28 protein-coding genes, 2 tRNA genes, 1 other RNA gene and 1 pseudogene are annotated in these 23,479 nt (G+C 71.1%); 19 read left to right on the top strand and 13 right to left on the bottom strand.

Features of this window, described 5'->3' with window-relative positions; all coding sequences use genetic code 11:
* Positions 1 to 66 precede the first annotated feature (66 nt).
* The gene (locus tag MED01_RS04670; RefSeq protein ID WP_238667304.1) at positions 67 to 1,047 is read left to right on the top strand and encodes a DMT family transporter; all 981 of its coding nucleotides are present in this window, start codon (positions 67 to 69) and stop codon (positions 1,045 to 1,047) included.
* Positions 1,048 to 1,158: 111 nt separating this feature from the next.
* On the opposite strand, the gene MED01_RS04665 is transcribed toward MED01_RS04670, so the two are convergent.
* Together MED01_RS04665 and MED01_RS04660 are read right to left on the bottom strand one after the other, a co-directional pair.
* Complete coding sequence (locus MED01_RS04665) at positions 1,159 to 2,232, bottom strand: PHP domain-containing protein (protein ID WP_238667303.1); 1,074 nt, start codon at positions 2,230 to 2,232, stop codon at positions 1,159 to 1,161.
* A 1-nt stretch (position 2,233) separates the two neighbouring features.
* Positions 2,234 to 2,995 carry a M23 family metallopeptidase gene (locus MED01_RS04660; RefSeq protein ID WP_238667302.1) on the bottom strand — a complete coding sequence of 254 codons (762 nt, stop codon included), beginning with the start codon at positions 2,993 to 2,995 and terminating at the stop codon, positions 2,234 to 2,236.
* Between the two features lie 64 nt (positions 2,996 to 3,059).
* Between MED01_RS04660 and MED01_RS04655 the strand changes: the two genes are divergently transcribed.
* The 4 genes from MED01_RS04655 to MED01_RS04640 all read left to right on the top strand — a co-directional run bounded on the left by MED01_RS04655 (position 3,060) and on the right by MED01_RS04640 (position 4,965).
* Positions 3,060 to 3,449 carry a hypothetical protein gene (locus tag MED01_RS04655; protein ID WP_238667301.1) on the top strand — a complete coding sequence of 130 codons (390 nt, stop codon included), beginning with the start codon at positions 3,060 to 3,062 and terminating at the stop codon, positions 3,447 to 3,449.
* Positions 3,450 to 3,560: 111 nt separating this feature from the next.
* Positions 3,561 to 3,728 carry a hypothetical protein gene (locus tag MED01_RS04650; RefSeq protein ID WP_167362451.1) on the top strand — a complete coding sequence of 56 codons (168 nt, stop codon included), beginning with the start codon at positions 3,561 to 3,563 and terminating at the stop codon, positions 3,726 to 3,728.
* Positions 3,729 to 3,845: 117 nt separating this feature from the next.
* Entirely contained in the window at positions 3,846 to 4,373 is a 528-nt protein-coding gene (locus MED01_RS04645) for a tRNA adenosine deaminase-associated protein (protein ID WP_112677338.1), read from the top strand.
* Between the two features lie 145 nt (positions 4,374 to 4,518).
* The gene (locus MED01_RS04640; RefSeq protein WP_238667321.1) at positions 4,519 to 4,965 is read left to right on the top strand and encodes a nucleoside deaminase; all 447 of its coding nucleotides are present in this window, start codon (positions 4,519 to 4,521) and stop codon (positions 4,963 to 4,965) included.
* Between the two features lie 12 nt (positions 4,966 to 4,977).
* On the opposite strand, the gene MED01_RS04635 is transcribed toward MED01_RS04640, so the two are convergent.
* Together MED01_RS04635 and MED01_RS04630 are read right to left on the bottom strand one after the other, a co-directional pair.
* Positions 4,978 to 6,132 (bottom strand): sensor histidine kinase, encoded by a 1,155-nt coding sequence (locus MED01_RS04635; protein WP_238667300.1) that lies wholly within the window; start codon positions 6,130 to 6,132, stop codon positions 4,978 to 4,980.
* The gene (locus MED01_RS04630) at positions 6,129 to 6,785 is read right to left on the bottom strand and encodes a response regulator transcription factor (protein WP_238667299.1); all 657 of its coding nucleotides are present in this window, start codon (positions 6,783 to 6,785) and stop codon (positions 6,129 to 6,131) included. Before MED01_RS04630 ends, MED01_RS04635 begins: the two co-directional genes overlap by 4 nt.
* 141 nt (positions 6,786 to 6,926) lie before the next feature.
* On the opposite strand from MED01_RS04630, the gene MED01_RS04625 reads away from it, so the two are divergent.
* Genes MED01_RS04625 through MED01_RS04610 form a run of 4 tightly spaced genes read left to right on the top strand, consistent with a single transcriptional unit; the run spans position 6,927 to position 10,418 of the window.
* The gene (locus tag MED01_RS04625; protein ID WP_238667298.1) at positions 6,927 to 7,439 is read left to right on the top strand and encodes a hypothetical protein; all 513 of its coding nucleotides are present in this window, start codon (positions 6,927 to 6,929) and stop codon (positions 7,437 to 7,439) included.
* Positions 7,436 to 8,527, top strand: coding sequence for a peptidoglycan-binding protein (locus tag MED01_RS04620; RefSeq protein WP_238667297.1), 1,092 nt, complete (start codon positions 7,436 to 7,438; stop codon positions 8,525 to 8,527). Before MED01_RS04625 ends, MED01_RS04620 begins: the two co-directional genes overlap by 4 nt.
* 8 nt (positions 8,528 to 8,535) lie before the next feature.
* Positions 8,536 to 9,219, top strand: a complete 684-nt coding sequence (locus MED01_RS04615) for an ABC transporter ATP-binding protein (RefSeq protein WP_238667320.1) — start codon at positions 8,536 to 8,538, stop codon at positions 9,217 to 9,219.
* A complete protein-coding gene (locus MED01_RS04610) occupies positions 9,219 to 10,418 on the top strand; it encodes an ABC transporter permease (RefSeq protein WP_238667296.1) in 1,200 nt (399 codons plus the stop codon). Before MED01_RS04615 ends, MED01_RS04610 begins: the two co-directional genes overlap by 1 nt.
* A gap of 165 nt (positions 10,419 to 10,583) precedes the next feature.
* On the opposite strand, the gene deoD is transcribed toward MED01_RS04610, so the two are convergent.
* Positions 10,584 to 11,291, bottom strand: coding sequence for a purine-nucleoside phosphorylase (gene deoD / locus MED01_RS04605; protein ID WP_074315244.1), 708 nt, complete (start codon positions 11,289 to 11,291; stop codon positions 10,584 to 10,586).
* A gap of 75 nt (positions 11,292 to 11,366) precedes the next feature.
* Here deoD and MED01_RS04600 point away from each other — a divergent pair.
* Positions 11,367 to 11,453: transfer RNA gene (locus MED01_RS04600), tRNA-Ser, on the top strand.
* Between the two features lie 57 nt (positions 11,454 to 11,510).
* Here MED01_RS04600 and MED01_RS04595 read toward each other — a convergent pair.
* Positions 11,511 to 12,260, bottom strand: a complete 750-nt coding sequence (locus tag MED01_RS04595) for an SDR family oxidoreductase (protein WP_238667295.1) — start codon at positions 12,258 to 12,260, stop codon at positions 11,511 to 11,513.
* A 160-nt stretch (positions 12,261 to 12,420) separates the two neighbouring features.
* On the opposite strand from MED01_RS04595, the gene MED01_RS04590 reads away from it, so the two are divergent.
* On the top strand, positions 12,421 to 13,053 hold the full coding sequence (locus MED01_RS04590) for a TetR/AcrR family transcriptional regulator (RefSeq protein WP_238667294.1): 633 nt from the start codon (positions 12,421 to 12,423) through the stop codon (positions 13,051 to 13,053).
* 80 nt (positions 13,054 to 13,133) lie between these two features.
* On the opposite strand, the gene MED01_RS04585 is transcribed toward MED01_RS04590, so the two are convergent.
* Both MED01_RS04585 and MED01_RS04580 read right to left on the bottom strand, forming a co-directional pair.
* Entirely contained in the window at positions 13,134 to 13,628 is a 495-nt protein-coding gene (locus MED01_RS04585) for a hypothetical protein (RefSeq protein WP_238667293.1), read from the bottom strand.
* Positions 13,629 to 13,720: 92 nt separating this feature from the next.
* Positions 13,721 to 14,275 (bottom strand): hypothetical protein, encoded by a 555-nt coding sequence (locus MED01_RS04580; protein ID WP_238667292.1) that lies wholly within the window; start codon positions 14,273 to 14,275, stop codon positions 13,721 to 13,723.
* Between the two features lie 157 nt (positions 14,276 to 14,432).
* On the opposite strand from MED01_RS04580, the gene MED01_RS04575 reads away from it, so the two are divergent.
* Positions 14,433 to 15,080, top strand: coding sequence for a DUF1349 domain-containing protein (locus MED01_RS04575; protein ID WP_238667291.1), 648 nt, complete (start codon positions 14,433 to 14,435; stop codon positions 15,078 to 15,080).
* 33 nt (positions 15,081 to 15,113) lie between these two features.
* On the opposite strand, the gene MED01_RS04570 is transcribed toward MED01_RS04575, so the two are convergent.
* Both MED01_RS04570 and MED01_RS04565 read right to left on the bottom strand, forming a co-directional pair.
* Positions 15,114 to 15,305: a DUF397 domain-containing protein gene (locus tag MED01_RS04570; protein ID WP_238667290.1), complete on the bottom strand. Its 192-nt coding sequence runs from the start codon at positions 15,303 to 15,305 to the stop codon at positions 15,114 to 15,116.
* Positions 15,296 to 16,063, bottom strand: coding sequence for a helix-turn-helix domain-containing protein (locus MED01_RS04565; RefSeq protein WP_238667289.1), 768 nt, complete (start codon positions 16,061 to 16,063; stop codon positions 15,296 to 15,298). The genes MED01_RS04570 and MED01_RS04565 overlap by 10 nt, the downstream gene beginning before the upstream one ends.
* A 197-nt stretch (positions 16,064 to 16,260) precedes the next feature.
* Between MED01_RS04565 and MED01_RS04560 the strand changes: the two genes are divergently transcribed.
* From MED01_RS04560 to MED01_RS04555, 3 genes and pseudogenes are all read left to right on the top strand, one after another.
* Entirely contained in the window at positions 16,261 to 16,503 is a 243-nt protein-coding gene (locus tag MED01_RS04560; RefSeq protein ID WP_238667288.1) for a flavin reductase, read from the top strand.
* Positions 16,504 to 16,572: 69 nt separating this feature from the next.
* A pseudogene (locus tag MED01_RS36305) lies at positions 16,573 to 16,803 on the top strand (pentapeptide repeat-containing protein); the annotation flags it as partial.
* Complete coding sequence (locus MED01_RS04555; RefSeq protein ID WP_308193412.1) at positions 16,776 to 17,234, top strand: pentapeptide repeat-containing protein; 459 nt, start codon at positions 16,776 to 16,778, stop codon at positions 17,232 to 17,234. The pseudogene MED01_RS36305 and the gene MED01_RS04555, both read left to right, overlap by 28 nt.
* 169 nt (positions 17,235 to 17,403) lie before the next feature.
* On the opposite strand, the gene MED01_RS04550 is transcribed toward MED01_RS04555, so the two are convergent.
* Entirely contained in the window at positions 17,404 to 17,847 is a 444-nt protein-coding gene (locus tag MED01_RS04550) for a hypothetical protein (RefSeq protein WP_238667286.1), read from the bottom strand.
* 262 nt (positions 17,848 to 18,109) lie between these two features.
* Positions 18,110 to 18,194: transfer RNA gene (locus MED01_RS04545), tRNA-Ser, on the bottom strand.
* An 82-nt stretch (positions 18,195 to 18,276) separates the two neighbouring features.
* Here MED01_RS04545 and ffs point away from each other — a divergent pair.
* Both ffs and MED01_RS04535 read left to right on the top strand, forming a co-directional pair.
* Positions 18,277 to 18,366, top strand: an RNA gene (gene ffs, locus MED01_RS04540) — signal recognition particle sRNA small type.
* A 203-nt stretch (positions 18,367 to 18,569) separates the two neighbouring features.
* Positions 18,570 to 21,521: a DNA polymerase III subunit gamma and tau gene (locus tag MED01_RS04535; RefSeq protein ID WP_238667285.1), complete on the top strand. Its 2,952-nt coding sequence runs from the start codon at positions 18,570 to 18,572 to the stop codon at positions 21,519 to 21,521.
* Positions 21,522 to 21,582: 61 nt separating this feature from the next.
* Here MED01_RS04535 and MED01_RS04530 read toward each other — a convergent pair whose 3' ends face one another.
* Entirely contained in the window at positions 21,583 to 22,254 is a 672-nt protein-coding gene (locus MED01_RS04530) for a DUF998 domain-containing protein (RefSeq protein WP_238667284.1), read from the bottom strand.
* A gap of 201 nt (positions 22,255 to 22,455) precedes the next feature.
* Between MED01_RS04530 and MED01_RS04525 the strand changes: the two genes are divergently transcribed.
* The gene (locus MED01_RS04525; protein ID WP_007466279.1) at positions 22,456 to 22,764 is read left to right on the top strand and encodes a YbaB/EbfC family nucleoid-associated protein; all 309 of its coding nucleotides are present in this window, start codon (positions 22,456 to 22,458) and stop codon (positions 22,762 to 22,764) included.
* Between the two features lie 8 nt (positions 22,765 to 22,772).
* A complete protein-coding gene (recR, locus tag MED01_RS04520) occupies positions 22,773 to 23,366 on the top strand; it encodes a recombination mediator RecR (protein ID WP_091403417.1) in 594 nt (197 codons plus the stop codon).
* The last annotated feature ends 113 nt before the right edge of the window (positions 23,367 to 23,479 follow it).

Below are 23,479 nucleotides of genomic sequence, written 5' to 3'. Positions count from 1 at the left end.
TTGAGGCACGGCGTGACGGCCGAAAGGCGCGCGACTTTGTCGCACGGTTGCGGCAGAGTGTCAGGGGTGAACACCGATATCACTCCTGACAAGGCGCCGGTCCGTGCCTGGCTGCCCGGCTTTGTCGCCCTCGCCGCGATCTGGGGTTCCAGCTTTCTCTTCATCAAGGTCGGGGTGGCCGAGCTGCACCCGGTGCAACTCACCCTCTACCGGGTCGTCGCCGGCGCGCTGACCCTGCTGGTGGTCCTCGCCGTGCTGCGCGACCGGCTGCCCCGCGAGCCCCGGGTCTGGGCCCACCTGACCGTCGTCGCCGCCTTCGGCGTGGCAGTGCCGTTCACCCTCTTCGGCTACGGCGAGCAGCGGGTCGAGTCGATGCTGGCCGGCATCTGGAACGCCACCACGCCGTTGATCGTGCTGCCGCTGGCGGTGCTGGTCTTCCGCACCGAGCGGCTCACAGTGCGCCGTGCGGTCGGGCTCGGGCTGGGCTTCGTCGGGGTGCTGGTGGTGCTCGGGGTCTGGGAGGGCATCGGCGGGGCGCACTTCACCGGGCAGCTCATGTGCTTCGGTGCGGCGGCCTGTTACGGCGTGGCCATCCCGTACCAGAAGCGCTTCGTCGCCGGCAGCGCGTACTCCGGCCTGTCGCTCTCCACTGCGCAACTGCTGCTCGCGGCCGCGCAGTTGGCCATCGTCGCCCCCTTCGTCGCCGGCCTGCCGCCGCTGCCCACCGAGCTGTCGGCCGGGGTGGTGGCAAGTGTGCTGACCCTCGGCGCGCTCGGCACCGGGCTCGCGTTCGTGATCAACATGCGCAACATCCGGGTGGCCGGCGCGAGCACCGCGTCCACTGTCACGTACCTGATTCCGATCTTCGCGGTGCTGATCGGTGCGCTGGCGCTCGACGAACGACTCAACTGGCACCAACCGGTCGGCGCGCTGATCGTGCTGCTCGGGGTCGCGGTTTCGCAGGGGATGTTCAGTCGCCGCCGGAGCAGCCCGGTCGTCGGCGTCGGCGCTCCCGCCACCCCCGCCGCCGAACCCGCCCACCGCTGACAGACCACCTGATCGACTCGGTTTCCTGGAAATCGGGGTGTCCGGCGGACCGGGACACCCCGATTTCACGAAACGCGAGTGGATCAGCCCCGAAGGGCAGGGGCGGGCTGATCAGGGGCGGTCGTGCGTCCAGGCCACCAACTGCTCTGCCGACCAGGTGTTGACCACACGGTCGGCGGGGACGCCGCAAAGGGCGGCGCGTTCGCAGCCGAACCGTTGCCAGTCGAGCTGGCCGGGCGCGTGCGCATCCGTGTTGATGGCGAACCGGCAACCGGCCTCCAATGCGCGGCGGATCAGGCGTTTCGGCGGGTCCTGCCGCTCCGGCCGAGAGTTGATCTCGACGGCGGTGTCGTGCTCGGCGCAGGCGGCGAAGACGGCGTCCGCGTCGAAGTCGCTCTCCGCCCGGGTACGCGCGCGGTGCCCCCGATCGCCCGGACCGGTCACCCCGGCCGGGCGGGAAGACACCATCCGGCCGGTGACGTGACCGAGGATGTCCAGGTGCGGGTTCGCGACCGCCTTCAGCATGCGCCGGGTCATCTTCGACCGCTCGTCCTTCAAACCGCTGTGCACCGACCCCACCACCACGTCGAGCCGCGCCAACAGGTCGTCGTCCTGGTCCAGGGAACCGTCAGCGAGGATGTCCACCTCGATCCCGGTGAGGATCCGGAAACCCTCGGGCAGCGCCGCGTTGACCTGCGCCACGTGGTCGAGCTGCCGGCGCAGCCGCTCCGCGGTCAGCCCCCGCGCCACCGTCAGCCGGGGCGAGTGGTCGGTCAACACCAGATACTCGTGGCCCAACTCCACAGCGGCCAGCGCCATCTCCTCGATGGGCGAGCCGCCGTCGGACCAGTCCGAGTGGGTGTGACAGTCGCCGCGCAGGGCGGCGCGGAGCGCCGTGGCCTCGGCGTCCAGGTCGCTGCCCTCGGTTGCCACCAGACGACGGAGGTAGACCGGTTCCTCACCGGCGAGGGACTCCGCCACGCAGCGGGCCGTGACGTCACCCACACCGGCCAACTCGGTGAGCGTGCCGTTGCCGGCCCGTTCGGTCAGCTCGGCAGCAGGCAGGCCGGCCAGCGCCTTCGCCGCCGACCGGAACGCGCGTACCCGGTAGGTGGCCTCGTTCGCCCGTTCCAACAGGAACGCGATCCGGCGCAGGTCGGCAATGGGATCTCTCGCGTGAGCCATGTCAGGGCGCCTTCGGGCAGCCGTGCCTGCGTTGCCACGCGGTGACCTCGGCGGCTGGCTCCCGGTTGCCGCCGCGCCGCCAGGAGTCCAGGTAACGCGCCGGCCAGATCACCCCGCGCCGGATCCACCAGCCGTCCTTGCCCGCGCACGACGGAGAGATGCCGAAGTGCACATGACACACGTTGTTCGCGTTGCCGGTGCGGCCCACCTTGCCGAGCTGCTGCCCGGCGCGGACCCGCACCCCGGCGTCGACTCCGCTGGTCACGACACTCAGGTGCGAGCCGTAGTAGCGCACCCCGTCGTCGCCGAGCAGGGCGACCGACAGGCCGCCGTTGTCAGGGCCCTGCGGCCCACGCTTGCGGTACCGGTCGACGCGGCTCACCTCCAGCACCGTCCCGTCGGTCACCGCAACGAACGGCTCGCCGCAGTCGGCGAAGAGATCAGTCGCCGGGTACGCCCCGTGCGTCGGGTGGTAGTCGACGTCGTCCGCGCGTACCGGAAAGACGTGCTTCAGCCCGGTGCGGGGTGCCGTCGCCGACGGCCTGGCCGACGACGGCGCCGGGGAACTCGACTCGGTCGCCGCCGGCGTGGGCGGCTGTGACGCCGGCTGGTCGGCGGTCGCCCAGACCGAAGGTGGCGTCGGCGCGGCGCCGTCGGGCACCCCCGGTCGGGTGGTCGCGCAGCCGGCGGCCAGCACCGGGGCGAGCAGCAGCAGGATCGGGTACGCCGGACGAGCGCGGCGGCTGATCGTCGGCGAGGACATCCGGTCATCCTGGCAGAGCCGGTACCGTGGGCACGAGCGGCACGCGTGAGGGAGGGCAACGACGGTGACCATTGCCCGACCCGACCCTGGCCCGGATTTCGGTGCCGTCCGCCAGGTGCCGCGCACCCCGTCCGGTCTCTTCCCCTCGGGGCCACCGACGCGGCCCACCTACCGCGAGCCGCACCCGGTCACCGGCGGTGGTGTCGCCGCCGGTGGCGGCGCGGCGGCCGGTTGGCTGCTGCTGTTCGGCCTGCTCGGCACCGACGTGGCCAGCTACGCGTGGTGGACGGTGTTCGCCGGCCTGCTGGCCTGGGTCACCGCCCTGGTGCTGGTCCGCTTTGGCGACCGAGGGGTGGCCACCGGGGTCGCCATCGTCACGGCGGGTGGTTGGAGCATCGCCGCCGCCGTGGTGGCGGTCCGCTGGGCCACCAGCGGTGACTGGCCGCTGTGGTGACCGGTACGGACGGGCCCCGAAACGGCGCTCGGTGACTGCACCGTGTGCCCGGTTGGCTGCGTAGCGAACGCCGTCTTGACGTGGCCGCCGAGACTCGGCACGCTCGGGACCATGGCCTGGACCACTCCCCGGCAGGATCCCGATCGCAATCGCCGTCGACTGCAATTGCTTGCCGAGTTGGCGGGCGCCCGGGCGGTCCGCCAGCGCAGCCGACCCCAGCGGCAGCGCACCGAGCGTCTGCGCCAGCTCATCGCCACCCGCCGTCGAGTCGTCGGCTGATCCGACTTTGTCAGGAATGACCCGCCCTTCGGGGCGTTGACGGGTCGCCTGCCGACCCGACCGGCTAACGTGCACGCGTAACGAGTCGACGCTGTGTCGAGGGCTATTGGGGGGACCGTGTCGTACTTCGCTGCGGCCGTGGTGCGCGACGACAGTGGCTGGACCGCCGCCGAGGTCAGCTTGCGTGGCGCCACCGACATCGACGAGGTTGCCGACCGGCTGCGTGACGTCGACCAGGAGGCCGACGTGTCGCTGCTCTTCGTCGAGGCCGACGACGCCTACCTGGTGATTCTGCGCCTCGACGAGGGCGAGGACCTGCGGGTGTTCGGTTCGGACTCCGCGTACGCCGAGGAGTCACAGCTCGGGGCGCTGCTGGTCGGTGACCTGAAGACCTCGGTCACCGGGCTCGACGGTGACGACGAGCCACGCCCGGTGAGCACCGGTGACGAGGAGAGCGAACAGCCCGTCGTCGACCCGGAAGCCGACCCGGTCGGTGAGGCCGACCTGCTGGCCAACCTGGGCATCTCCGCGCAGAAGCTGCTCACCCTCTGCACCCACGAGGGGATGATGCCGGCGGACGTCACCGCCGAGATCTGCCAGGTGCTCGGCTGCGCCGACGAGGTCGAGGAGCTGCGTGAGGTCTGAGCCGGCCGACGCCACCGATCCGTCGCTGGAGTCGATCCGACCGGGCCAGCCGACCCCCGGCGCGGTGGGCCGCGCCGGGCCCGGCGCCCACGAGGGCCTGGCCGACCTGGGCGAGGTCGGCCGACGGCAGCGGCACGAGCTGTGGATGCGCCGCGCCCTGGAGGTCGCCGTCGCCGGCCCACCAGTCGACGACACTGTCAGCACCGACGTCGACGACGTGCCGGTGGGGGCGGTGCTCTACGGTCCGGACGGCACCGAGTTGGCCACCGGACGCAACGAGCGCGAGCTGACCGGCGACCCCACCGCCCACGCCGAGGTGCTGGCCCTGCGCCGGGGCGCCGAGCGCACCGGCCGGTGGCGGCTGGACGGCTGCACACTGGTGGTCACCCTCGAACCGTGCACCATGTGTGCCGGGGCGCTGGTGCTGGCCCGGGTCTCCACAGTCGTGTTCGGCGCGTGGGAGCCCAAGACCGGCGCGGCCGGATCACTCTGGGACGTGCTGCGGGACCGCCGGCTCAACCACCGCCCCGAGGTCTACGGCGGGGTGCTGGAGGCCGAGAACGCCACCGTCCTGCGCGCGTTCTTCCGCTGAGGCGGTCGCCGGTCAGGGCGGCGGCAGGGTGACAGTGACGATCAGACCGCCGTCCGGGCGGGGCTGCGCCTCGGCGGTGCCGCCGTGCGCCCGGGCCACCGCGCGGACGATGGACAGCCCCAGCCCGAAGCCCCGCGCGCCGACGACCCGCTCACGTGACAGCCGACGGAAGGGCTGGAACATCGTCTCGACGTCGTAGCCGGGAATGACCGGGCCGGTGTTGGTCACGGTGAGGGTGGGCCGGCCGTCGACCAGCCCGGTGCGCACCTCCACCCAACCGTCGGCGGGCAGGTTGTGGCGCAACGCGTTCTCCACCAGGTTGAACGTGAGCCGCTCCAACAGCACCGGATCGCCGCTGGTCAGCGCCGGGGCCAGGGCCCGCCGAACCGGCACGCCGGGTGCCTGCTTCCCGGCCTGCTCGGTAGTGTGCGCGCAGACCTCGGCCAGGTCGACCGGCGTACGCTCGGTCAGCTCGTTCTCCGAGTCGGCAAGGGTCAGCAGACCGTCGATCAGCCGCTCGTGGCGTTCGTTGACCGCCAACAGCGACTCGCCCAGTCGCCGGGTCTCCGCCGAGGCGTCCGGGCGGGTGACCGCCAGCTCCACCAGGGCACGGTTGAGCGCCAGCGGCGTACGCAGCTCATGCGAGGCGTTCGCCACGAACCGGCGCTGCCCGTCAAAGGAGCGGTCCAGCCGTTCCAGCATCTCGTCGAAGGTGTCGGCGAGTTCGCGTACCTCGTCGGGAGGGCCGGTGAGCGCGATCCGCTCGTGCAGACCACGGCCGGCGGTGTCCGCTCCGGCGATCCGGCGGGCCGTACCGGTGATCTGGAGCAGGGGCTGCAACGCCCGACCGGCGAGCAGCCAGCCGAACGCGATCGCCACCGCCGACACCACGATCAACGCGATACCGCCCTGGGTGAGCAGCGACTCCAACGCGTTGCGCTTCGCCTCGTCCTGCACCTCCTGCAACAGGGCGCGCAGGTTGTCGACGTTCTGCCCGCTGGGCGTCGTGGGGGCGGTCTTCGGCAGGTCCCGCAGGCTCACCCCGAACGGCTGCGCCATCCGCTGATCCACCAGCACGTACGTGACGGCGAGCAGGACCACGCCAGCCAGCAGGAAGAGCCCGCCGTAGATGAGGGTGAGCCGGGCGCGGATCGTGAGGCGTTTCATCGGATCTGGTACCCCGCCCCGGGGACCGTCTCGATCACCGGCGGGTCGCCGAGTTTGCGGCGCAGCTTCATGACTGTCACCCGGACCACGTTGGTGAACGGGTCGATGTGCTCGTCCCAGGCGCGTTCCAGCAGGTCCTCGGCGGAGACCACAGCGCCTTCGGCGCGCAGCAGTTCGGCGAGCACCGCGAACTCCTTGCGGGACAGCGCCACGTGCCTGTCGTCGCGGCGTACCTCGTGTCGGGCCGGGTCGAGCTGGATGCCGGCGCGACGCAGTGTCGGCGGTGCCGCCGGGCGGGACCGGCGGGTCAGCGCGTGCACCCGGGCCGACAGCTCGACCAGGGCGAACGGCTTGGTCAGGTAGTCGTCGGCACCGAGCGCCAACCCCGCCACCCGTTCCCGGACGGCCGCCGACGCGGTCAACATCAGCACCCGGGTCTCCCCGCCCGCGTCCACTATCGCCCGGCACACGTCGTCGCCGTGCACCACCGGCAGGTCCCGGTCCAGGACCACCACCGCGTACTCGTTGACGCCGAGCCGTTCCAGGGCGGCGTCCCCGTCGTACGCCACGTCGACAGCGAACGACTCCCGACGTAACCACTCGGCGATCGCGTCGGCCAGCACGTTCTCGTCCTCGACCACCAGCACTCTCACCCCTCCATGGTGCTCGGGGTGCGGTAACGCCGGCATAACCGCCGACGGTAACGCCGGGGATACGCCCGCTGCCCTGCACTGGGTGTCACGTTCGGCGAACCGCGCCGGACCTGAGCGGAAGCGGACACCATGCGACGACAGATGCTTGCGATCCCCGTCCTGCTCGCCCTGGCGCTGTCCGGGTGCGGCGCGGGAGGCGACGATGGCGGCGGGGTCGCGACCGCCGGCGGGGCGAAGGCCGAGACCGCGGCGAGTGGCACGCCGGTCAGCGATTCGGAGCGGCAACTCGCCTTCGCGCGGTGCATGCGGGAGAACGGCGTGGACATGCCCGACCCGGAGCCGGGCGGCCGTCCCGGCTTCCGGCTCGGGGCGGACGTGGATCAGCAGAAGGTCCAGGCGGCCATGGAGAAGTGCCAGGACAAGCTGCCCAACGGCGGGCAGGGACCGCAGCTCAACCCCGAGCAGGCCGAGCAGATGCGGACGCTGGCCAAGTGCATGCGGGAGAACGGGGTGCCGGACTTCCCGGACCCGGACGCCGACGGGCGGGTCCGCATCGGGGCGGGCGGCAACGCGATCAACATCGGCGACCCGGCCATGAAGGCCGCGCTGGAGAAGTGCCGGCAGCACGCGCCGCAGTTCGGAGGTGGCCGGTGACCGGCGCCATCCGACGTTCGCGGCTGCGCGCCGCCGTCACCGGCGGCGTCGTCCTGCTGGTCGCCGCCGTGGGCGTGATCGCCGCGGTGGGTTTCGACGGCAGCGCCGACGGGGGCCGCGCCCAGGCCGGCGGCGCGCCAACCGCCACCGCCACCGTCACCCGGCAGACCCTCGCCGACTCGGAGACCGCGGACGGTGAGCTGGGGTACGGCGCGACGCGTACCGCCACGGCGAAGCTCAGCGGCACCGTCACCGCGCTGGCAGCCACCGGGTCGACGGTACGACGGGGCAGGGCGCTCTACCTGGTCGACAACGAGGAGGTGGTGCTGCTCTACGGCGGGTTGCCCGCGTACCGGACCCTCGCCCCCGGGGTGGAGGGGCCCGACGTCGCGCAGTTCGAGAAGAACCTCGAAGCGTTGGGCTACACCGGCTTCACCGTCGACGACGAGTACACCGGCGCCACCGCTGACGCCGTCCGGGACTGGCAGGAGGACCTGGGCCTGACCGAGAACGGTCGGGTCGAGCCGGGGCGGGTCGTGTACGCCGACCGGGAGGTCCGGGTGGAGAGCCACCAGGTCGACGTCGGCGACCTCACCCAGCCCGGGCAGGCGGTGCTGACCTACACCGGCACCAGCCGGGTCGTCACAGTCGAGTTGGACGTGGACGACCAGCGGTTGGCCAAGCGCGACGCGAAGGTCACCGTGCGGTTGCCGGACGGACGGTCGGTGGCGGGCACTGTCAGCACTGTCGAGACCGTCGTCCAGGCCGGCGCGACCGGTGCCAACGGGCAGGCCGGCGACGCCGAGACGAAGATCGAGGTGACAGTCGCGGTGACCGACCCGAAGGCCCTCACCGGCTTCGACAAGGCCAGCGCGGACGTCACGTTCACCGTGTCGGAGCGCCGCGACGTGCTCACAGTGCCGGTGGCGGCCCTGTTGGCGCTGGCCGAGGGCGGCTACGGCGTCCAGGTCGCCGATGGCGACGCGAGCCGGGTCCTCGCGGTGACCACCGGGTTGTTCGCCGACGGCCGGGTGGAGGTCACCGGTACGGGCCTCACCGAGGGCACGACCGTGGTGGTGCCGACGTGAGCGGCGAGGTGATAGTGCTCGACCGGGTCAGCAAGCGGTACGCCGGCGGCGTCGTCGCGTTGGACGACGTGTCGCTGCGGATCGGTCACGGCGAGTTGGTAGCGATCGTCGGCCCATCCGGATCGGGCAAGTCGACGATGCTGCACCTGATCGGCACCCTGGACCGGCCGTCGTCGGGCAGCGTGCTCATCGACGGGTACGACGCGGCGAAGCTGACCGACCGGGAGTTGTCAGCGCTGCGGGCCACCCGGATCGGCTTCGTCTTCCAGCAGTTCCACCTGGCTCCCGGCGTCCCGGTCGTGGACAACGTGGCCGACGGGTTGCTCTACTCCGGCGTACCGCTGCGGCGGCGGCGGGACCGTGCGGAGGCCGCGTTGGTCCGGGTCGGCCTGGGCCACCGGTTGGGGCACCGGCCGCACGAGCTGTCCGGCGGGGAACGGCAGCGGGTGGCGGTGGCCCGCGCTGTGGTCGGCGAGCCGGCGGTGCTGCTCGCCGACGAGCCGACGGGCAACCTGGACTCCCACTCCGGTGCCGGGGTGTTGGAGTTGCTGCACGATCTGCACCGGGCCGGCACCACAGTCGTGGTGATCACCCATGATCGGGAGATCGCGGGAAGCCTGCCCCGGCAGGTGCGGATGCGCGACGGCGCGGTGCGGCACGACTCGGCCCTCGCGTCGGGCGGGGTCGGCTGATGGCGACGCTGACCCCGGCCCGACTGCGGCCGGCGGACGTCGTGCGCGTCGGTGGGGTGGGGCTGCGGACCCGTCCGCTGCGGGCGTTTCTCTCCGCGTTGGGCATCGCGATCGGCATCGCCGCGATGATCGCGGTGGTCGGCATCTCCTCGTCGTCCCGGGCCGAGCTGGACCGGGCGCTCGACGCGCTCGGCACCAACCTGCTCACTGTCGAGCCGGGGGCCACACTGTTCGGCGCGGACGCGCAACTGCCCGAGGAGTCGATCGCGATGATCGGGCGGATCGGCCCGGTGACGGAGGTGTCCGCGACCGGGCAGGTGCCCGACGCCAAGGTGTACCGCTCGGACCGGATCCCGGCGGCGGAGACCGGTGGCATCGCCACCCGGGCGGCCCGGCTGGACCTGCTCGGCACCGTGGGAGCCGAGGTGACCACCGGCACCTGGCTCAACGAGGCGACCGCCCGCTACCCGGCGGTCGTGCTCGGCGCCACCGCCGCGCAGCGGCTCGGGATAACCTCGGCGGACCCGCAGGTGCAGGTGTGGGTGGGTGGGCGTCCGTTCACGGTGGTCGGCACCCTCGCTGCCGCACCGCTCGCCCCGGAGTTGGACACGTCGGCGTTGGTCGGCTGGGCGGCGGCGGCCGAATACCTGGGCTTCGACGGTCATCCGACCACCGTCTACACCCGGGCGCAGGAGTCGCAGGTCGAGGCGGTCCGATCAGTGCTCGGCGCGACCACCAACCCGGAGGCGCCGAACGAGGTAGAGGTGTCCCGGCCCTCGGACGCGCTGGCCGCCGCCGAGGCGACCGACGACGCGTTCACCGGCCTGTTGCTGGGCCTGGGCGCGGTCGCCCTGCTGGTCGGTGGGGTCGGCGTGGCGAACACCATGGTGATCTCGGTGCTGGAACGACGAGCCGAGATCGGCCTGCGCCGGTCACTGGGCGCGACCCGCGGTCAGGTACGGGCCCAGTTCCTCACCGAGTCGCTGCTGCTCTCCGCGCTCGGCGGGATCGGTGGGGTGCTGCTGGGCATCCTGGTCACGGCGGGGTACGCGCTGTCGCAGGACTGGCCGACGGTGGTGCCAGCCTGGGCGATGCTCGGCGGGGTGGGCGCGACACTCGTCATCGGCGGCTTCGCCGGCCTCTATCCGGCGGTGCGGGCCGCCCGCCTGTCGCCGACCGAGGCGTTGGCCGCCGTCTGACTTCCTGCGGCCCGCAGTGGCCTTCGGTGGCGGCGGTGGCCCGCGGTGGCGGCGGTGGCCTTCTACGGTCGGGCGTCGGACGCGAAAGAGCGTGATGACTGTGAGACATCAAGATGTCTCCCAGTCATCACGCTCTCCGCGGTGTTGCCCGGCCGGTCGGACGGGTCAGGCGATGATCGTGTCGAGGGCGATCTCGACCATCTGGCTGAAGGTCTGCTCGCGCTCCTCGGAGGTGGTCTTCTCGCCGGTCTTGATGTGGTCGCTGACGGTCAACACGGTCAGCGCGCGGGCCTTGAACCGGGCGGCGATCGTGTAGAGCGCCGCCGACTCCATCTCCACCGCCAGCACGCCGTAGTCGGCGAGGGTGTCGTACAGGTCCGGCCGGTCGGTGTAGAAGGCGTCCGCCGCCAGGATCGGCCCCACGTGCATGGTGATGCCGCGCCGCTCGGCCACTTCGACCGACGTACGCAGCAGCCCGAAGTCGGCCACCGGGGCGTAGTCGATCAGCCCGTCGAAGCGCATCCGGTTCATGTTCGAGTCGGTGGACGACCCGATCGCCGCCACCACGTCCCGCAGTTGCAGGTCGGTGCTGAGGGCGCCACAGGAGCCGACCCGGATCAGCGTCTTCACGCCGTACTCGTTGATCAACTCGTGGGCGTAGATGGAGGCCGACGGCATGCCCATGCCGGAGCCCTGGACGGAAACCTCGACGCCGTTCCAGCGGCCGGTGAAGCCCAGCATGCCCCGAACCGTCGAGTAGCAGGTGGCGCCCTCGAGGTAGGTCTCCGCGATCCACTTGGCCCGCAGGGGGTCACCCGGCATCAGGACCCGCTCGGCGATCTCGCCCGGCTTCGCGCCGATGTGCGTACTCATGGCAAAGATCCTGCCAGGCCGGCCCGGGCGATACCGGTTCGGCGTCGGAACCGGCGGTCCTGTACCCTCGTCGGCGGTGGCGTGTCCGAGCGGCCTAAGGAGCACGCCTCGAAAGCGTGTGAGGGTTAACGCCCTCCGAGGGTTCAAATCCCTCCGCCACCGCTCTGAAATGCAGAAACGCCCGGTCGATCCGTGAGGATCGACCGGGCGTTTTCGCGTTCAGAGCTGCTGCTCGCCGCCGTCGACGAACAGTTCGCCGCCGGTCATGAAGCTGCTCTGGTCGGAGGCGAGGAAGAGCGCGGCGTTGGCGATCTCGTCCGGGTGTGCCATGCGCTGCATGGGCACGCCCGAGGCGATGGCCTGGAGCAACCCGGGGGCCTCCGCGGGGCTTGGCGCGAGGCCGGCGAGCCCGGGGGTTTCGGTCGAGCCGGGGACCAGGGTGTTGACCCGGATCTTCCGGCCGATCAGCTCGGCGGCCCAGGTGCGGCCGAACGAGCGGATGGCCGCCTTGGACGCGGCGTAGACGCTGAACGCCGGGGTGCCGTTGCTGGCGGCCGTCGAGCCGGTGAGCACTATCGACGCGCCCTCGTTGAGCAGGGGCAGGGCCTTCTGCACTGTGAAGATGGTGCCGTAGATGTTGGTGTCGAAGGTGTTGGTGACGTGCTCGACCGTGATCGAGTCGAGTGAGCGGAACTCACCACCGCCGGCGTTGGCGAACACCACGTCCAGCCCCGCGCCCCGTTCCTCGATCGCCCGCATCACCCGGTCCAGGTCGTCGAGCTTGCTGACATCGCTGGCGATGCCTGTGACGTTCGCGCCGATGCTGGCCACTGCCTCGTCCACCGGGCCCTTGCGGCGGCCGGTGACGAAGACGTACGCGCCTTCGGCGGCGAAGCGGCGGGCGGCGGCCAGGCCGATGCCCGTGGTGCCCCCGGTGACGAGGGCGGTCTTGCCGTCGAGCTGTCCCACGATGGATCTCCTCCGTTGGGGTGTGGTGGTGCGGCCGATCCAGCGAATTCTGTACCGAGCGGTACGTATCCGACCGTAGCAACCGCCGACCGCGTCCGCAAATTTCTGTACCGATCGGTTTTCATTGCCGGTAGGATGGGCGGAGAAGGGGTGGTGGGCTGTGCCGCAGCGAGGTCGACCGCGGGGCTTCGACGCCGACGAGGCGCTGGAGCGCGCGGTGGAGGTGTTCTGGCGTCAGGGGTACGAAGGCGCTTCGGTGAGCGACCTCACCGAGGCGATGGGGATCAACAAGCCCAGCCTCTACGCCGCCTTCGGCGGTAAGGAGGAGCTGTTCCGCAAGGCCGTGGCCCGCTACGCCGAAAAGGACATGGGGTACGCGCGGGACGCCTTCGCCCAGCCGACCGCGTACGAGGTGGTCGCCACTCTGCTGCGCGAGAACGTGGTCGCCGTGACCCGGACCGACCGACCTGCCGGTTGCCTGTCGATCCAGGGCGGCACCAGCTGCTCCACCGAGAACGCGCCCATCGCCGGATTCCTCGCCAGCAGCCGCCTGGGCGGTGAGGTTGCCCTCGCCGACCGGCTCGCCCGCGCCGTCGCCGAAGGCGACCTACCCGCGCAGGCCGATCCGGTCGCGCTCGCCCGCTTTGTCATGATCGTCACCGAGGGGCAGGCGGTGCATGCCGCCGCCGGAGTCAGCAGGGAAGACCTGCGGCAGGCCGCGGAGATCGCGCTCGCCGGTTTCGCCGCCGCGTCCGGGGCGCGCCCGCCCGAGCGGGCCACCGACCCGGCCTGAGCTGTCGTCGTTCGAGCACCGCCGCCTGTGGTCGAGCGGTCGCCGTCGGCAGCCTTCAGGCTAGCGAGAGTCCGCGCCGCTCAGCACGGGCCCGCACCCTCGGCGAAGAGGCGGCGGGCCCAGTCCGCGTACCCGGCGATGGTTTTTCGGACAGTGCGCCCGTCGTGCAGGAACAGGTACGCGCGGTCGCCGCTGCGGGCGAGCAACCCGTCGAGCCGGTGTGTCCCCTGTGGAGCGCGCAGCCGGCTGACCTCCGGGTAGCGGTCCCAGACCTCGTCGACGGGCGAGCCCGCCGTTATGCCCTCCGGTGTCCGCATCGGGTCGCCGACCCAGAGCAGCACGAGTTTGTCCTCCATGAAGACCGGGCTGACAGTGTCGTGGCCGGCGAGCATCGGCCCGCAGGCGTCCAGGCTGGTACGCAGGATGCCGCGTCGGGTCAACTCGTCCTCGGTGGCTCCGAACTCGATGTTGCGCAGGCCGTTCAGGTCGATGATCTCCACGTTGCCGGCGGGTCGGCCGTTCGGAATCGACCCGGTTGGCGGTACGCCGCTGCCCGCGATCGAGGCAGCCGTCAAAAGCGTGGCGATAAAAGCAAATTGTCGCAATTTCATGGAATCCCCCAGTCCCCAACGGAACGGGAGCGTTCAGGTTGCTGCCGATCGCCGGATTACTGGTTCTCCCACTGTTCGACAAGTTCGTCCCAGTAGTCGGCGCTGAGTCGACGTCGGCCGTGCGCCAGCCAACCCTCGGTGCTCCGCTCCAGGTGCAACCCCAGTTCGGCGAACCTGTCGATCCAGGTGCCGGGCTCCACGCCGAGCTGACTCAGCGCACAGTTGATCGGCCACTGCTCGCGCGGCGCGCTCAACTCGTCGTCGAAGCGCGGGCCCCAGGACAGCACCCCGCCCAACCACACCACTGCCGACTGGTAGCCGACGCCACCACCGAACTCCGCCTCCACATAGGCCACCGGCCCCGACTGTGACCACCGGGTCAGCACCTCGACCAGCGCCGTCGACAACACCAGGCCGAACGGGTGCGCGGCGCTGCGGTCGTCGGTGGCGAAATCCGGCAACGACCCGGTCAGCTCGATCACCAACTGTGGGGTGACCGGGAGCAACGCGAAGTCCTGGCGCAGCTCGCCGAGGACGGCGTGATCCAGCCCGGCGGTCTGCTCGCGGAGCAGCTCAACGTCCGCGACCACCGCGCTGAGCTGGTAAGCCATCGATCCCTCCGCCGTCCACAGCCTGTGGATAGAACATGTGTACGACGGGTTCCCCGTCGTCGGTTCCTGGGACGGTACCGGCCGGAGGGTGGACGTGCCGGGCCCCGCTCGATGAGTGGGCATCGGCGAGCAGGGCGACGGTTGTACGGTCCTGGCCATGGCCAATCAACTGAGCGTCTCCGGTGTGCCGTTCCCGCTCGTGCCCTCGTCCGCCGAACTGTGGCGGGTCGACGAGGCGGCCGGCACCGTGGCGGTCGAGGCGCAGCAGCGCACTGACATCTTCATCGACCCCAGCACCGGCTCCGCCGAAGCGGCCAAGACCACCACTGTCAGCGCCGAGTCGACGCTCAACGCTGCGACGCTGCTCGGGGACCTGCCGACGGGGGACTTCCAGTTCAGCGCCCGGGTCACAGTGGGCTTCGCCGCCACCTTCGATGCCGGTGTGCTCCTGCTGTGGCTCGACGAGCGGCGCTGGGCCAAGCTGTGCTTCGAGTTCTCCCCGGCAGGAGACCCGATGATCGTGTCGGTCATCTGCCGAGGTGTCGCCGACGACGCGAACGCCTTCGTCGTACCCGACCGGTCGGTGTGGCTGCGGGTCTCCCGGGTCGACGGGGTCTACGCGTACCACGCCTCGGTCGACGGTGAGACCTGGCAGCTGATCCGCGTCTTCCTCCTCGACCCCGACACGTCTCGCGACCGGATCGGCTTCGCGGGCCAGTCCCCGACCGGTGAGGGGTGCAGCGTGACGTTCGACGAGATCACGTTCCGGGCAGAGCGTCTGGGTGATCTCCGTGACGGCTCCTGACCCTGCCGTATTGGGCGTGTGACAGGGCGCAGGTCAGGTGCGTCGGGTGAGCTGGCTGACGAACGCGCGCCAGGCCGTGGGCGCGAAGGCGAGCGCCGGGCCGGTCGGGTCCTTTGAATCCCGTACGCCGATGACGCCGGGCAGGTTGTCGGCGACCTCGACGCAGTTGCCGCCGTTGCCGCTGCTGCGGCTGCTCTTGCGCCACTGGGCGCCGTTCAGCTCCATGACTCCGCCACTTCCTGGATGAGTTCGACCGACTGCCAGTGGGACAACGCCTCGCCGCGCACGTTCTCCCATGCCGCCATCATGGCCGCGATGTCCTCTGGGTCGCTAGCCACTTGTCCCTGGAGTTGGTTGTCGAGGTAGCCGGCGACCCGGTGGTCGTGGCTGTGCGCGATCACGAAAGGTCCGTTGAGGCCGGCATAGGCGCCGACAGTGCTGGGCACCACGTGCACCCGGATGTGCGGCTCGACGCACGCCGCCGCCACGGCCAGCAGTTGCTCCCGCATCGTCGACCGGCCGCCCACCGGACGGCGGATGACCGCCTCATCGACGACCGCCGTGAACTGCGGCGGGTCGTCCCGCTTGAGGATGCCCTGCCGGCCGAGCCGGACCGCGAGGTGGCGCTCGATCTCACCCCGGGGGATCAGGCCCGCGTCGCCCAGCACCGCGCGGGCGTACGCCTCGGTCTGGAGCAACCCCGGCAGAACTGTCGATTCGTACGACCGAAGCGACACCGCCTCGCGCTCGATCTCCTGCCAGGGACGAAACCAAATGGGATCACGACGTCTTGAAGTGTCCGGCCAGATGTCCGACACGTCCTTGTGTAGAGCCTCCGCTGCCGCCAGCCGGTGGCGTGGATGCGGGATGCGGTCCTCGGTCAACCAGCGCCCCACGGTCTTCGGGTCGACGCCGACGGTCTCGGCGAGGGATTCGGTGGTGTGCCCGGTGTCGCTGAGTGCCACCCGAAGCGCGTCGTTCACGGCTCCTCCATTGGATGTCCTGAATATCTGGGAACCATATCGCTACGCGGTGTATCTGTCTCGTAACTCCCCCAAGGGTGGTCCACAGAAGACGGCGTGGCCGGTGGAGGCGCAGGAGCCCGGCGGTCTGCGTCAGTCCGGGGTCGCCCCGACGGGGAGGCGGGGCGGCCCCCGTCCAGCGCGAAGGAGATCCGCCGATGCCCCGCCGCCGCTACCGGAACCACCTGCCGACCCGACCGACCTGGCGCTGTGCCGCGTGCGGCATCGCCTGGCCCTGCTCGGCGGCGAAGCTGCGGCTGCTCGGCGAATACCGGCACGACCGGCTCGCGTTGACCGTCTACCTGGCGACGCTCCAGGCTGAGGCCGGCGAACACCTCACCGACGTCGACCCGGCCCGGCTGACCGACCGCTTCCTCTCCTGGGCCCGCGCCCGCGCCTGACCTCGCCAGCTCACGCCAAGTTCCGCATCGAGGCCGAGGTCGGAGTCGGACGGCAAGGTGGTGTCGATAATGAGCAGGTACAAGCGGGCCGGTGACGAAGTGATCCGCTGGCCGGACAGCCCGGACGCGCGGAAAGCGCTCCAGGAGTGGTTCGCCGACGCTTCGGCCACGGCGTACCTCTCCGGGGATCTTCTTGATTTTCGCGGGGCGGACCTCAGCCGGCTCGATCTGGCCGGCGCTTATCTCGCCAATTCCCACCTGGCCGGTGTCCGATTCGAGGAGGCCAACCTCGGCGACGCCAACCTGACCAACGCCGACGTGCAGGCGCGGATTTCTCCCGCGCCGACCTGGCCAAGGCGGAAATGGCGGGTTGCTCGGCCGGTAGGGCGGTCTTCTGTTCGGCTCGGCTGTTCACGGCGCAGCTCGACGATGCCGTTCTCAAAGGGGCGGATCTCCGCCACGCCATTCTCAACTCCGCCACGCTCTACAAGACCGATCTGCGCGACGCCAACCTTGAGCTGGCCAGCCTGCGCTGGTGCACGCTCGGCGGCACGAGCATGCCGACGGTGCTGACCGGCACGAGGATGTTCGGCTGCCAGTTCGAGGGCGCGAAGGGCGCCGTCGTCGGCCCGGTCCTCGTCGATGAGGAAGCGACCCGGTCCCTCGGCGGCGCTGAACTGGAGGCGTGGTTCTCAGCGCAGGGCGCGGAGCACGTCCAGGTGGTGGGCTGACGCCGCCGCCCAGACGATTCAGACCGGCATGCAGGTCTCTGTCGGCCTGCGGTGGGTCGGCGGCTGACGGCCGCCTGAACGCGGTGTCGCTGACCGGTGGGAGAGCCGGCGCCATTCGGAGTACCCACGGACCTCCGAAGGGCGTCGACCCGCGGCCCTGTTCGTCCGGTCAGCCGTCGATGCTGGGCCATTCAAGACTCGAACAGCTCGGCTGGATCAGGTTGTCCATCCCGTCGACCAGGCAGATCTTGAGCCCGATGACCTCGTTCTTCGCGACGTTGTTCGGGAAGATCGTGTACGGGTCGTAGATGACCGAAGTCCACGCGCCGTTGCCGTTGTACTTCGTGCCGAGGTACTTCCCGTGCAGCCACGCCCAGACCTGCACCCCGTGGCCATCGGCGGCGATGTCGCGGATGACCAGATAGTCGTCGTTGTTACCGCCGCCGGCCGCGCCGGGGCCGTAGTCGATGAAGTCGACTGCGCCGCCCGACTGGCCGGTGTAGACCGTGTAGTCGTCGTTGCCAGCGGCAGCCGCCGGGTTCGTGGTGGCCAGGATCGCGGTCAGCGCCACCGTCAGCGGCAGTAGTACCCGCCTGGCAAGGGCTCGTGTCATGTCCGTCGCACTCCTCTGCATCGCTCGCTCCGGCCCTTCGGTCGGTGCCGATTGGCTTGATCATTGCGATGCCGGCTTGTCCAGACCTTCGACAAACCTTGAACCCCGAGGTCACGAGATCCGCGAACGGGACGCCAACCTGGAGGTCGCCAACCTGCGGTGGTGCACGCTGGGCGGCGCCGGATGCAACGGCTGCCAAGCACAGACGACTCAGGGCCGGTCCCCGTGGGGCCGGCCCTGTCGTTCGTGCTGCTCAGGCGAGCGGAGGATACGAGATTCGAACTCGTGAGGGTGTAAACCCAACACGCTTTCCAAGCGTGCGCCCTAGGCCTCTAGGCGAATCCTCCGCGAGCCAGGATACAGGCCCGTGTCGGCCGGGCCACCCCACCACCCCCTGAAGATCGACGGGCGGTCGGGTAGGCTGGGTGTCACCTCCCGTGCGGCGGTATCTCGTGAACCTCCCCAGGGCCGGAAGGCAGCAAGGATAAGCGAGCTCTGCCGGGTGCACGGGAGGCCTTTTTGTCTGTGGGCCGGTTGATCCACTCGGCATCCGTGATGTCGCGGTGTCCCGGCCATGCGGACACAGCGGTTTCCAGGAAGCCGAGTCGATCAAGCCCTGGCGGCCCGGTGGATCAAGCACGGCATCCGCGGCGCCCGGGGTGGTGGGTGGTCACCCGCGCCCGACCGGCGCAGAATGGCTCGGTCGAGAGGAGGCGGGACGAGTGACGCTGGCGCTCTACCGCAAGTACCGGCCGCGTACCTTCGCTGAGGTCATCGGCCAGGAGCACGTGACCGAACCGCTGTCGCAGGCGCTGCGCAGCGGACGACTCAACCACGCCTACCTCTTCTCCGGCCCCCGTGGCTGCGGCAAGACCACCAGCGCCCGGATCATGGCCCGCTCGCTCAACTGTGAGCAGGGCCCCACTCCCGAGCCGTGCGGCAAGTGTGACTCCTGCCGCTCGCTGGCGGCCGACGGCGCCGGCTCGATCGACGTGATCGAGATCGACGCGGCCAGCCACGGCGGTGTCGACGACGCCCGCGAGCTGCGCGAGCGCGCCTTCTTCGCGCCGGCCAGCAGCCGCTTCAAGATCTACATCATCGACGAGGCGCACATGGTCTCGACCCAGGGCTTCAACGCCCTGCTCAAGCTGGTCGAGGAGCCCCCGGAGTACGTCAAGTTCATCTTCGCCACCACCGAGCCGGAGAAGGTCCTCGGCACGATCCGGTCGCGGACCCACCACTACCCGTTCCGGCTGTTTCCGCCGAAGGTGGTCCGCCCGTACCTGGAGCAGCTCACCCAGGCCGAGGGCGTCGCAGTCGAGCCGGCGGTCTTTCCGCTGGTGGTCCGCGCCGGTGGCGGCAGCATGCGGGACAGCCTCTCGGTGCTCGACCAGCTCATCGCCGGCGCAGGCGCCGAGGGGGTCAGCTACGCCCGGGCCGTCGCGCTGCTCGGGGTCACCGACTCGGCGCTGATCGACGAGATGTGCGACGCGTTGGCCGCCGGTGACGGCGCAGCCGCGTACGCCACAGTCGACAGGGTCGCCGAGGCCGGGCACGACATGCGCCGGTTCGCCTCCGACCTGCTGGAACGGCTGCGCGACCTGATCGTCATCCAGCAGGTGCCGGACGCCGCCGCGAAGGGCCTGATCGACGGCCCGGCCGACCAGATCGAGCGGATGGCAGCCCAGGCTTCACAGCTCGGCTCGGCCACGCTGTCTCGCTGCGCCGACATCGTGCACAACGGCCTGGTCGAGATGCGCGGCACCACAGCGCCCCGTCTGCTGCTGGAGCTGATCTGCGCCCGGATGCTGCTGCCCGGCGCGGACGACTCCACCGGCGGCCTGCTCCAACGCCTGGAGCGGATGGAACGCCGGCTCACAGTGGGCGGCACCGAAGCGCCGTCGGCCGCCGCCGGCTCCGCGCCAACCAACCACCCGGGGGTACGCCCACAGCCAGCCACCCCGGTCCCGGCTGCCGCCACCCCGGCACCCGCGAACGCCCCTACCTCCGCACCGCCGTGGGAGGTCGGCCCAGCGGCGTCACCGGCCCAGAGCGCTCCCGCCCCGGCTGCTCCGGTCACCGAGGCACCGACCCCGCCCGCTCCGACCTCCGGTGCGCCGGCCTCGTACGTCTCGGCGGCCGACTCGCCGATCCCGGCCTCCCCCGGCGCGTCGACCGGGTCGACAACCGCTGACCAGGCCGTACCCGTCTCGCCCGCCGGGTCGACCCCGCGTCGCGTGGTGCCACCGTCGGCGGTGCTTCCCGACCCGGCCACGCCCGCGCCGCCCCGACCGGGCGCGCCAGCCGCCGCGCTGGACGCGGTAGCGGTCCGCCGCGTCTGGCCCGACGTGGTCGGCAAGGTCAACCGGACCAACAAGCGGATCGCCGCCCTGATGCGCGACGCGGTCGTCCGCGAACTCGACGGCGACATGCTGGTACTGACTGTGAAGTCCACAGTGCTGGCCAAGATGATGGCCGATCACGCGGCGGTGCTCACCGACGCGCTCTACGAGGAGTTGGGCGGGCGCTGGCAGATCCGGTGCGAGGTGGCCGGCGAGCGCGGTGGCGTGTCGCTGCCCAGCTCACCGCGCACGCAGCAGACCGCACCGCCTCGACCCGCCGCCCCACCAGCCACGCCGTCCGCAGCGACCCCGACTGCCGCCGGCCCGACGAGTGCGCCGCCAGCCCCGCCAAGCTCGAACCCCGCGCCTGGCTCGAACCCCGCGCCTGGCTCGAACCCCGCGTCTGGCTCGAACACCGCGCCGAGTGCGAGCGCCGCCGGGCGGGGGACTGTGGGGCCCAACGCCCCGACCGCCGCCGGTCCGATGACCGCCTCGCCGACCGCGGCGAACCCGACCGCCGCTGCCGGCTCGGCTGCGCGTGGGGGAGTCGGTGGGGGTTCGACTGGTCACGGTGCTGGTGGGCAGGGCACAGTGCCGTCCGCCCCGGCATCCGACGACGACTGGCCGGAGGCGGCCCGCCCCGGCGGCAGGGCCCTCGCCGCCGAGGCTACTGATGACGAGGACTGGCCGGAGGCCGCCCGACCTGGCGGCGCGTCGGCCGGAAACGATTCGGGCCCCCACTCAGCACCGGCGTCGAGCGGCGCGAACGGCAGCACCGGGAACGGCAGCACCGGGAACGGCAGCACCGGGAACGGGAACGCCGGGAACGGGACCGCCGGGAACGGGAACGCCGGGAACGGGAACGCCGGCAGTGGCACCACAGGCAGCGGCACCAACGGCACCGGGCCAGGCGGTTCGGGCAGTCCGGGTTCAGTGGCCGGTGGCGGTAAGCCGGGCGGGCGGGGTAACCCGACACCGGCGGCCCGGCAGCCGGCGGCAGCCGGTGGTGCACCGGTGAGCAGCGCCATCGCCGCGGCTCGCGCGGCGGCGGCGGGGCGCGGTGCGCGTACCGGAGCGGCAGCCCGGCCCGTCGCGGACGCCGAGTGGGCGGGCGAGCCGCCCTACGACCCGGACTTCGACGGCCCTGCGCGGGCCGGTCGACCCGGCGGCGCGGCACCGGCCCCGGCCTTTGAGGGGTTCGACCCGGGCGACGAGCCGCTAGACGAGATCATCGACGAGAAGACCGCGCGGGAGTCCAGCGAGGAGCAGGCGGTACGGCTGCTCCGGGAAACCTTCGGCGCAGAGAAGATCAACGAAGTAGACGCCCGCTAGCGCCCGGCCCCGGCCCCGGCGATCTTGCAGTTTCGGTCGTCGTCTTGCGTGGAATGCCCCCTTATGTCGAGGCAGGAAGTGCAAGATCGCGTAGGGGAGGGGTTTCGGCCAGCAGGACGCCCAGGGCGCAGGCCCAGAGGGGGAATGGTAGGACGGCTACCCGTTCCATGCCGCCCACCCCGATCCCCAGGCCCTGTTGGGCGGCGAACAGTGTCGTTCCGGCCAGCGCGACGAGCCCGGCGGTGACGGTGAGTCGTCGCCATCGGCCGAGCGTCGTGCTGCGTGGTGCGAAGCCGGCGAGGAGCAAACCGACGTTGCCCATGCCCATGATCAGGACTGCGCCGAGGACGTGCAGGTTCTCGTCGATGTCGGCCGGGTAGAGGGCCGCGAGGGCGTATCCGCCGGTGGCCAGCAGCAGGAGTGTCTGGGCCGTCCGCACCACCGGGCCGTGACCGAGAACCCGCCAGGTCAGCAGGAGTCCGCCGGCGAGCAGAACGGCGGTGGCCAGTGTCGCGGTGTTCATCAGCGGGTGCCACGGTGAGCAGACGTAGCGGGGGCGGGTGGTGTCCCAGATGCCGCAGTGGGCGTTGCCGAGATCGCTGATGTTGTGAGTGGCCCAGCTGTAGGCCGGTTCGCGCCACCGCAGCCCGGTGATCAGGCTGGCGACGAGGAAGATGGGCGCGGCCGCGAGCCAGCACAGTGCGCCGACCCGGCCGGTGCGGTTGAGGTTCATGCCATGAGCAGACCAGTGCGACGGCTGTGGGTGCACTACCAGCAGATGGCCGATTCGGGGTAGGGGTAGCCGTACCCGAAGGCTCGGCGTGGGCGGACGCACCGGGCGGGGCGAGGTCGGTCCCAGCGGATAGGCTGAGCGGCGGTCGAGCAGACGAGTGCGAGAAGGAGCCATCCCGTGCGCCCAGGTGGACAGCCGAACATGCAGCAGATGCTGAAGCAGGCGCAGAAGATGCAGCAGCAGATCGCCGCCGCCCAGGCCGAGCTGGCCGAGGCCGAGCTGACCGGCACCGCCGGCGGCGGGTTGGTCACCGCGACCGTCTCCGGCTCCGGTGAGCTCAAGGCCATCAAGATCGACCCGAAGGCCGTCGACCCGGACGACGTGGAGACGCTTGAGGATCTGGTCGTCGCGGCCGTGCACAACGCCGCCGAGGCGGCCCGGGAGCTGACCGAGCGCAAGATGGGTCCGGTCGCCGGCGGCATGGGCGGCCTCGGCCTGCCCGGTTTCTGAGCCGGCAGATGTACGAAGGTGCCATCCAGGATCTGATCGACGAGTTGGGTCGGCTGCCGGGCGTGGGTCCGAAGAGCGCTCAGCGGATCGCGTTCCACGTCCTCTCGGCGGATCCGGCCGACGTCAACCGGCTGGCCGGCGCGCTGCGCAAGGTCAAGGAGCTGGTGCGGTTCTGCACGACCTGCTACAACGTGGCCGAGTCCGAGCAGTGCCGGATCTGCCGCGACCAGCGTCGCACCGACGAGGTGCTGTGCGTGGTGGAGGAGCCCAAGGACGTGGTGGCCATCGAGCGGACTGGTGAGTTCCGCGGTCGCTACCACGTGCTGGGTGGCGCGATCAATCCGCTGGAGGGGATCGGCCCGGACAATCTGCGCATCCGGGAGCTGATGATCCGGCTCGGTGGCGGCGGGGTGCGGGAGCTGATCCTGGCCACGGACCCGAACACCGAGGGCGAGGCGACCGCCACCTACCTGGCGTTGATGGTGAAGCCGATGGGCATCTCGGTGACCCGGCTGGCCAGTGGGCTGCCGGTCGGCGGCGATCTGGAGTACGCCGACGAGATCACCCTCGGTCGGGCGTTCGAGGGGCGTCGCGCGGTCTGATTCCCTGACGTACTGCCGGTGGCCGGCACCCCGTGTGGGTGCCGGCCACCGCTGCGTCTCTGCCCGGAAATGATCTGACACCTGTGCCCTCATCGGGGCTGTTCGACGTAACA

The organism is Micromonospora alfalfae (assembly GCF_022230925.1).
In the GTDB taxonomy this organism is placed as follows: domain Bacteria; phylum Actinomycetota; class Actinomycetes; order Mycobacteriales; family Micromonosporaceae; genus Micromonospora; species Micromonospora alfalfae.
The sequence above is the reverse complement of the archived record's forward strand: the minus strand, read 5'-3'. Positions and strand labels throughout refer to the sequence as shown.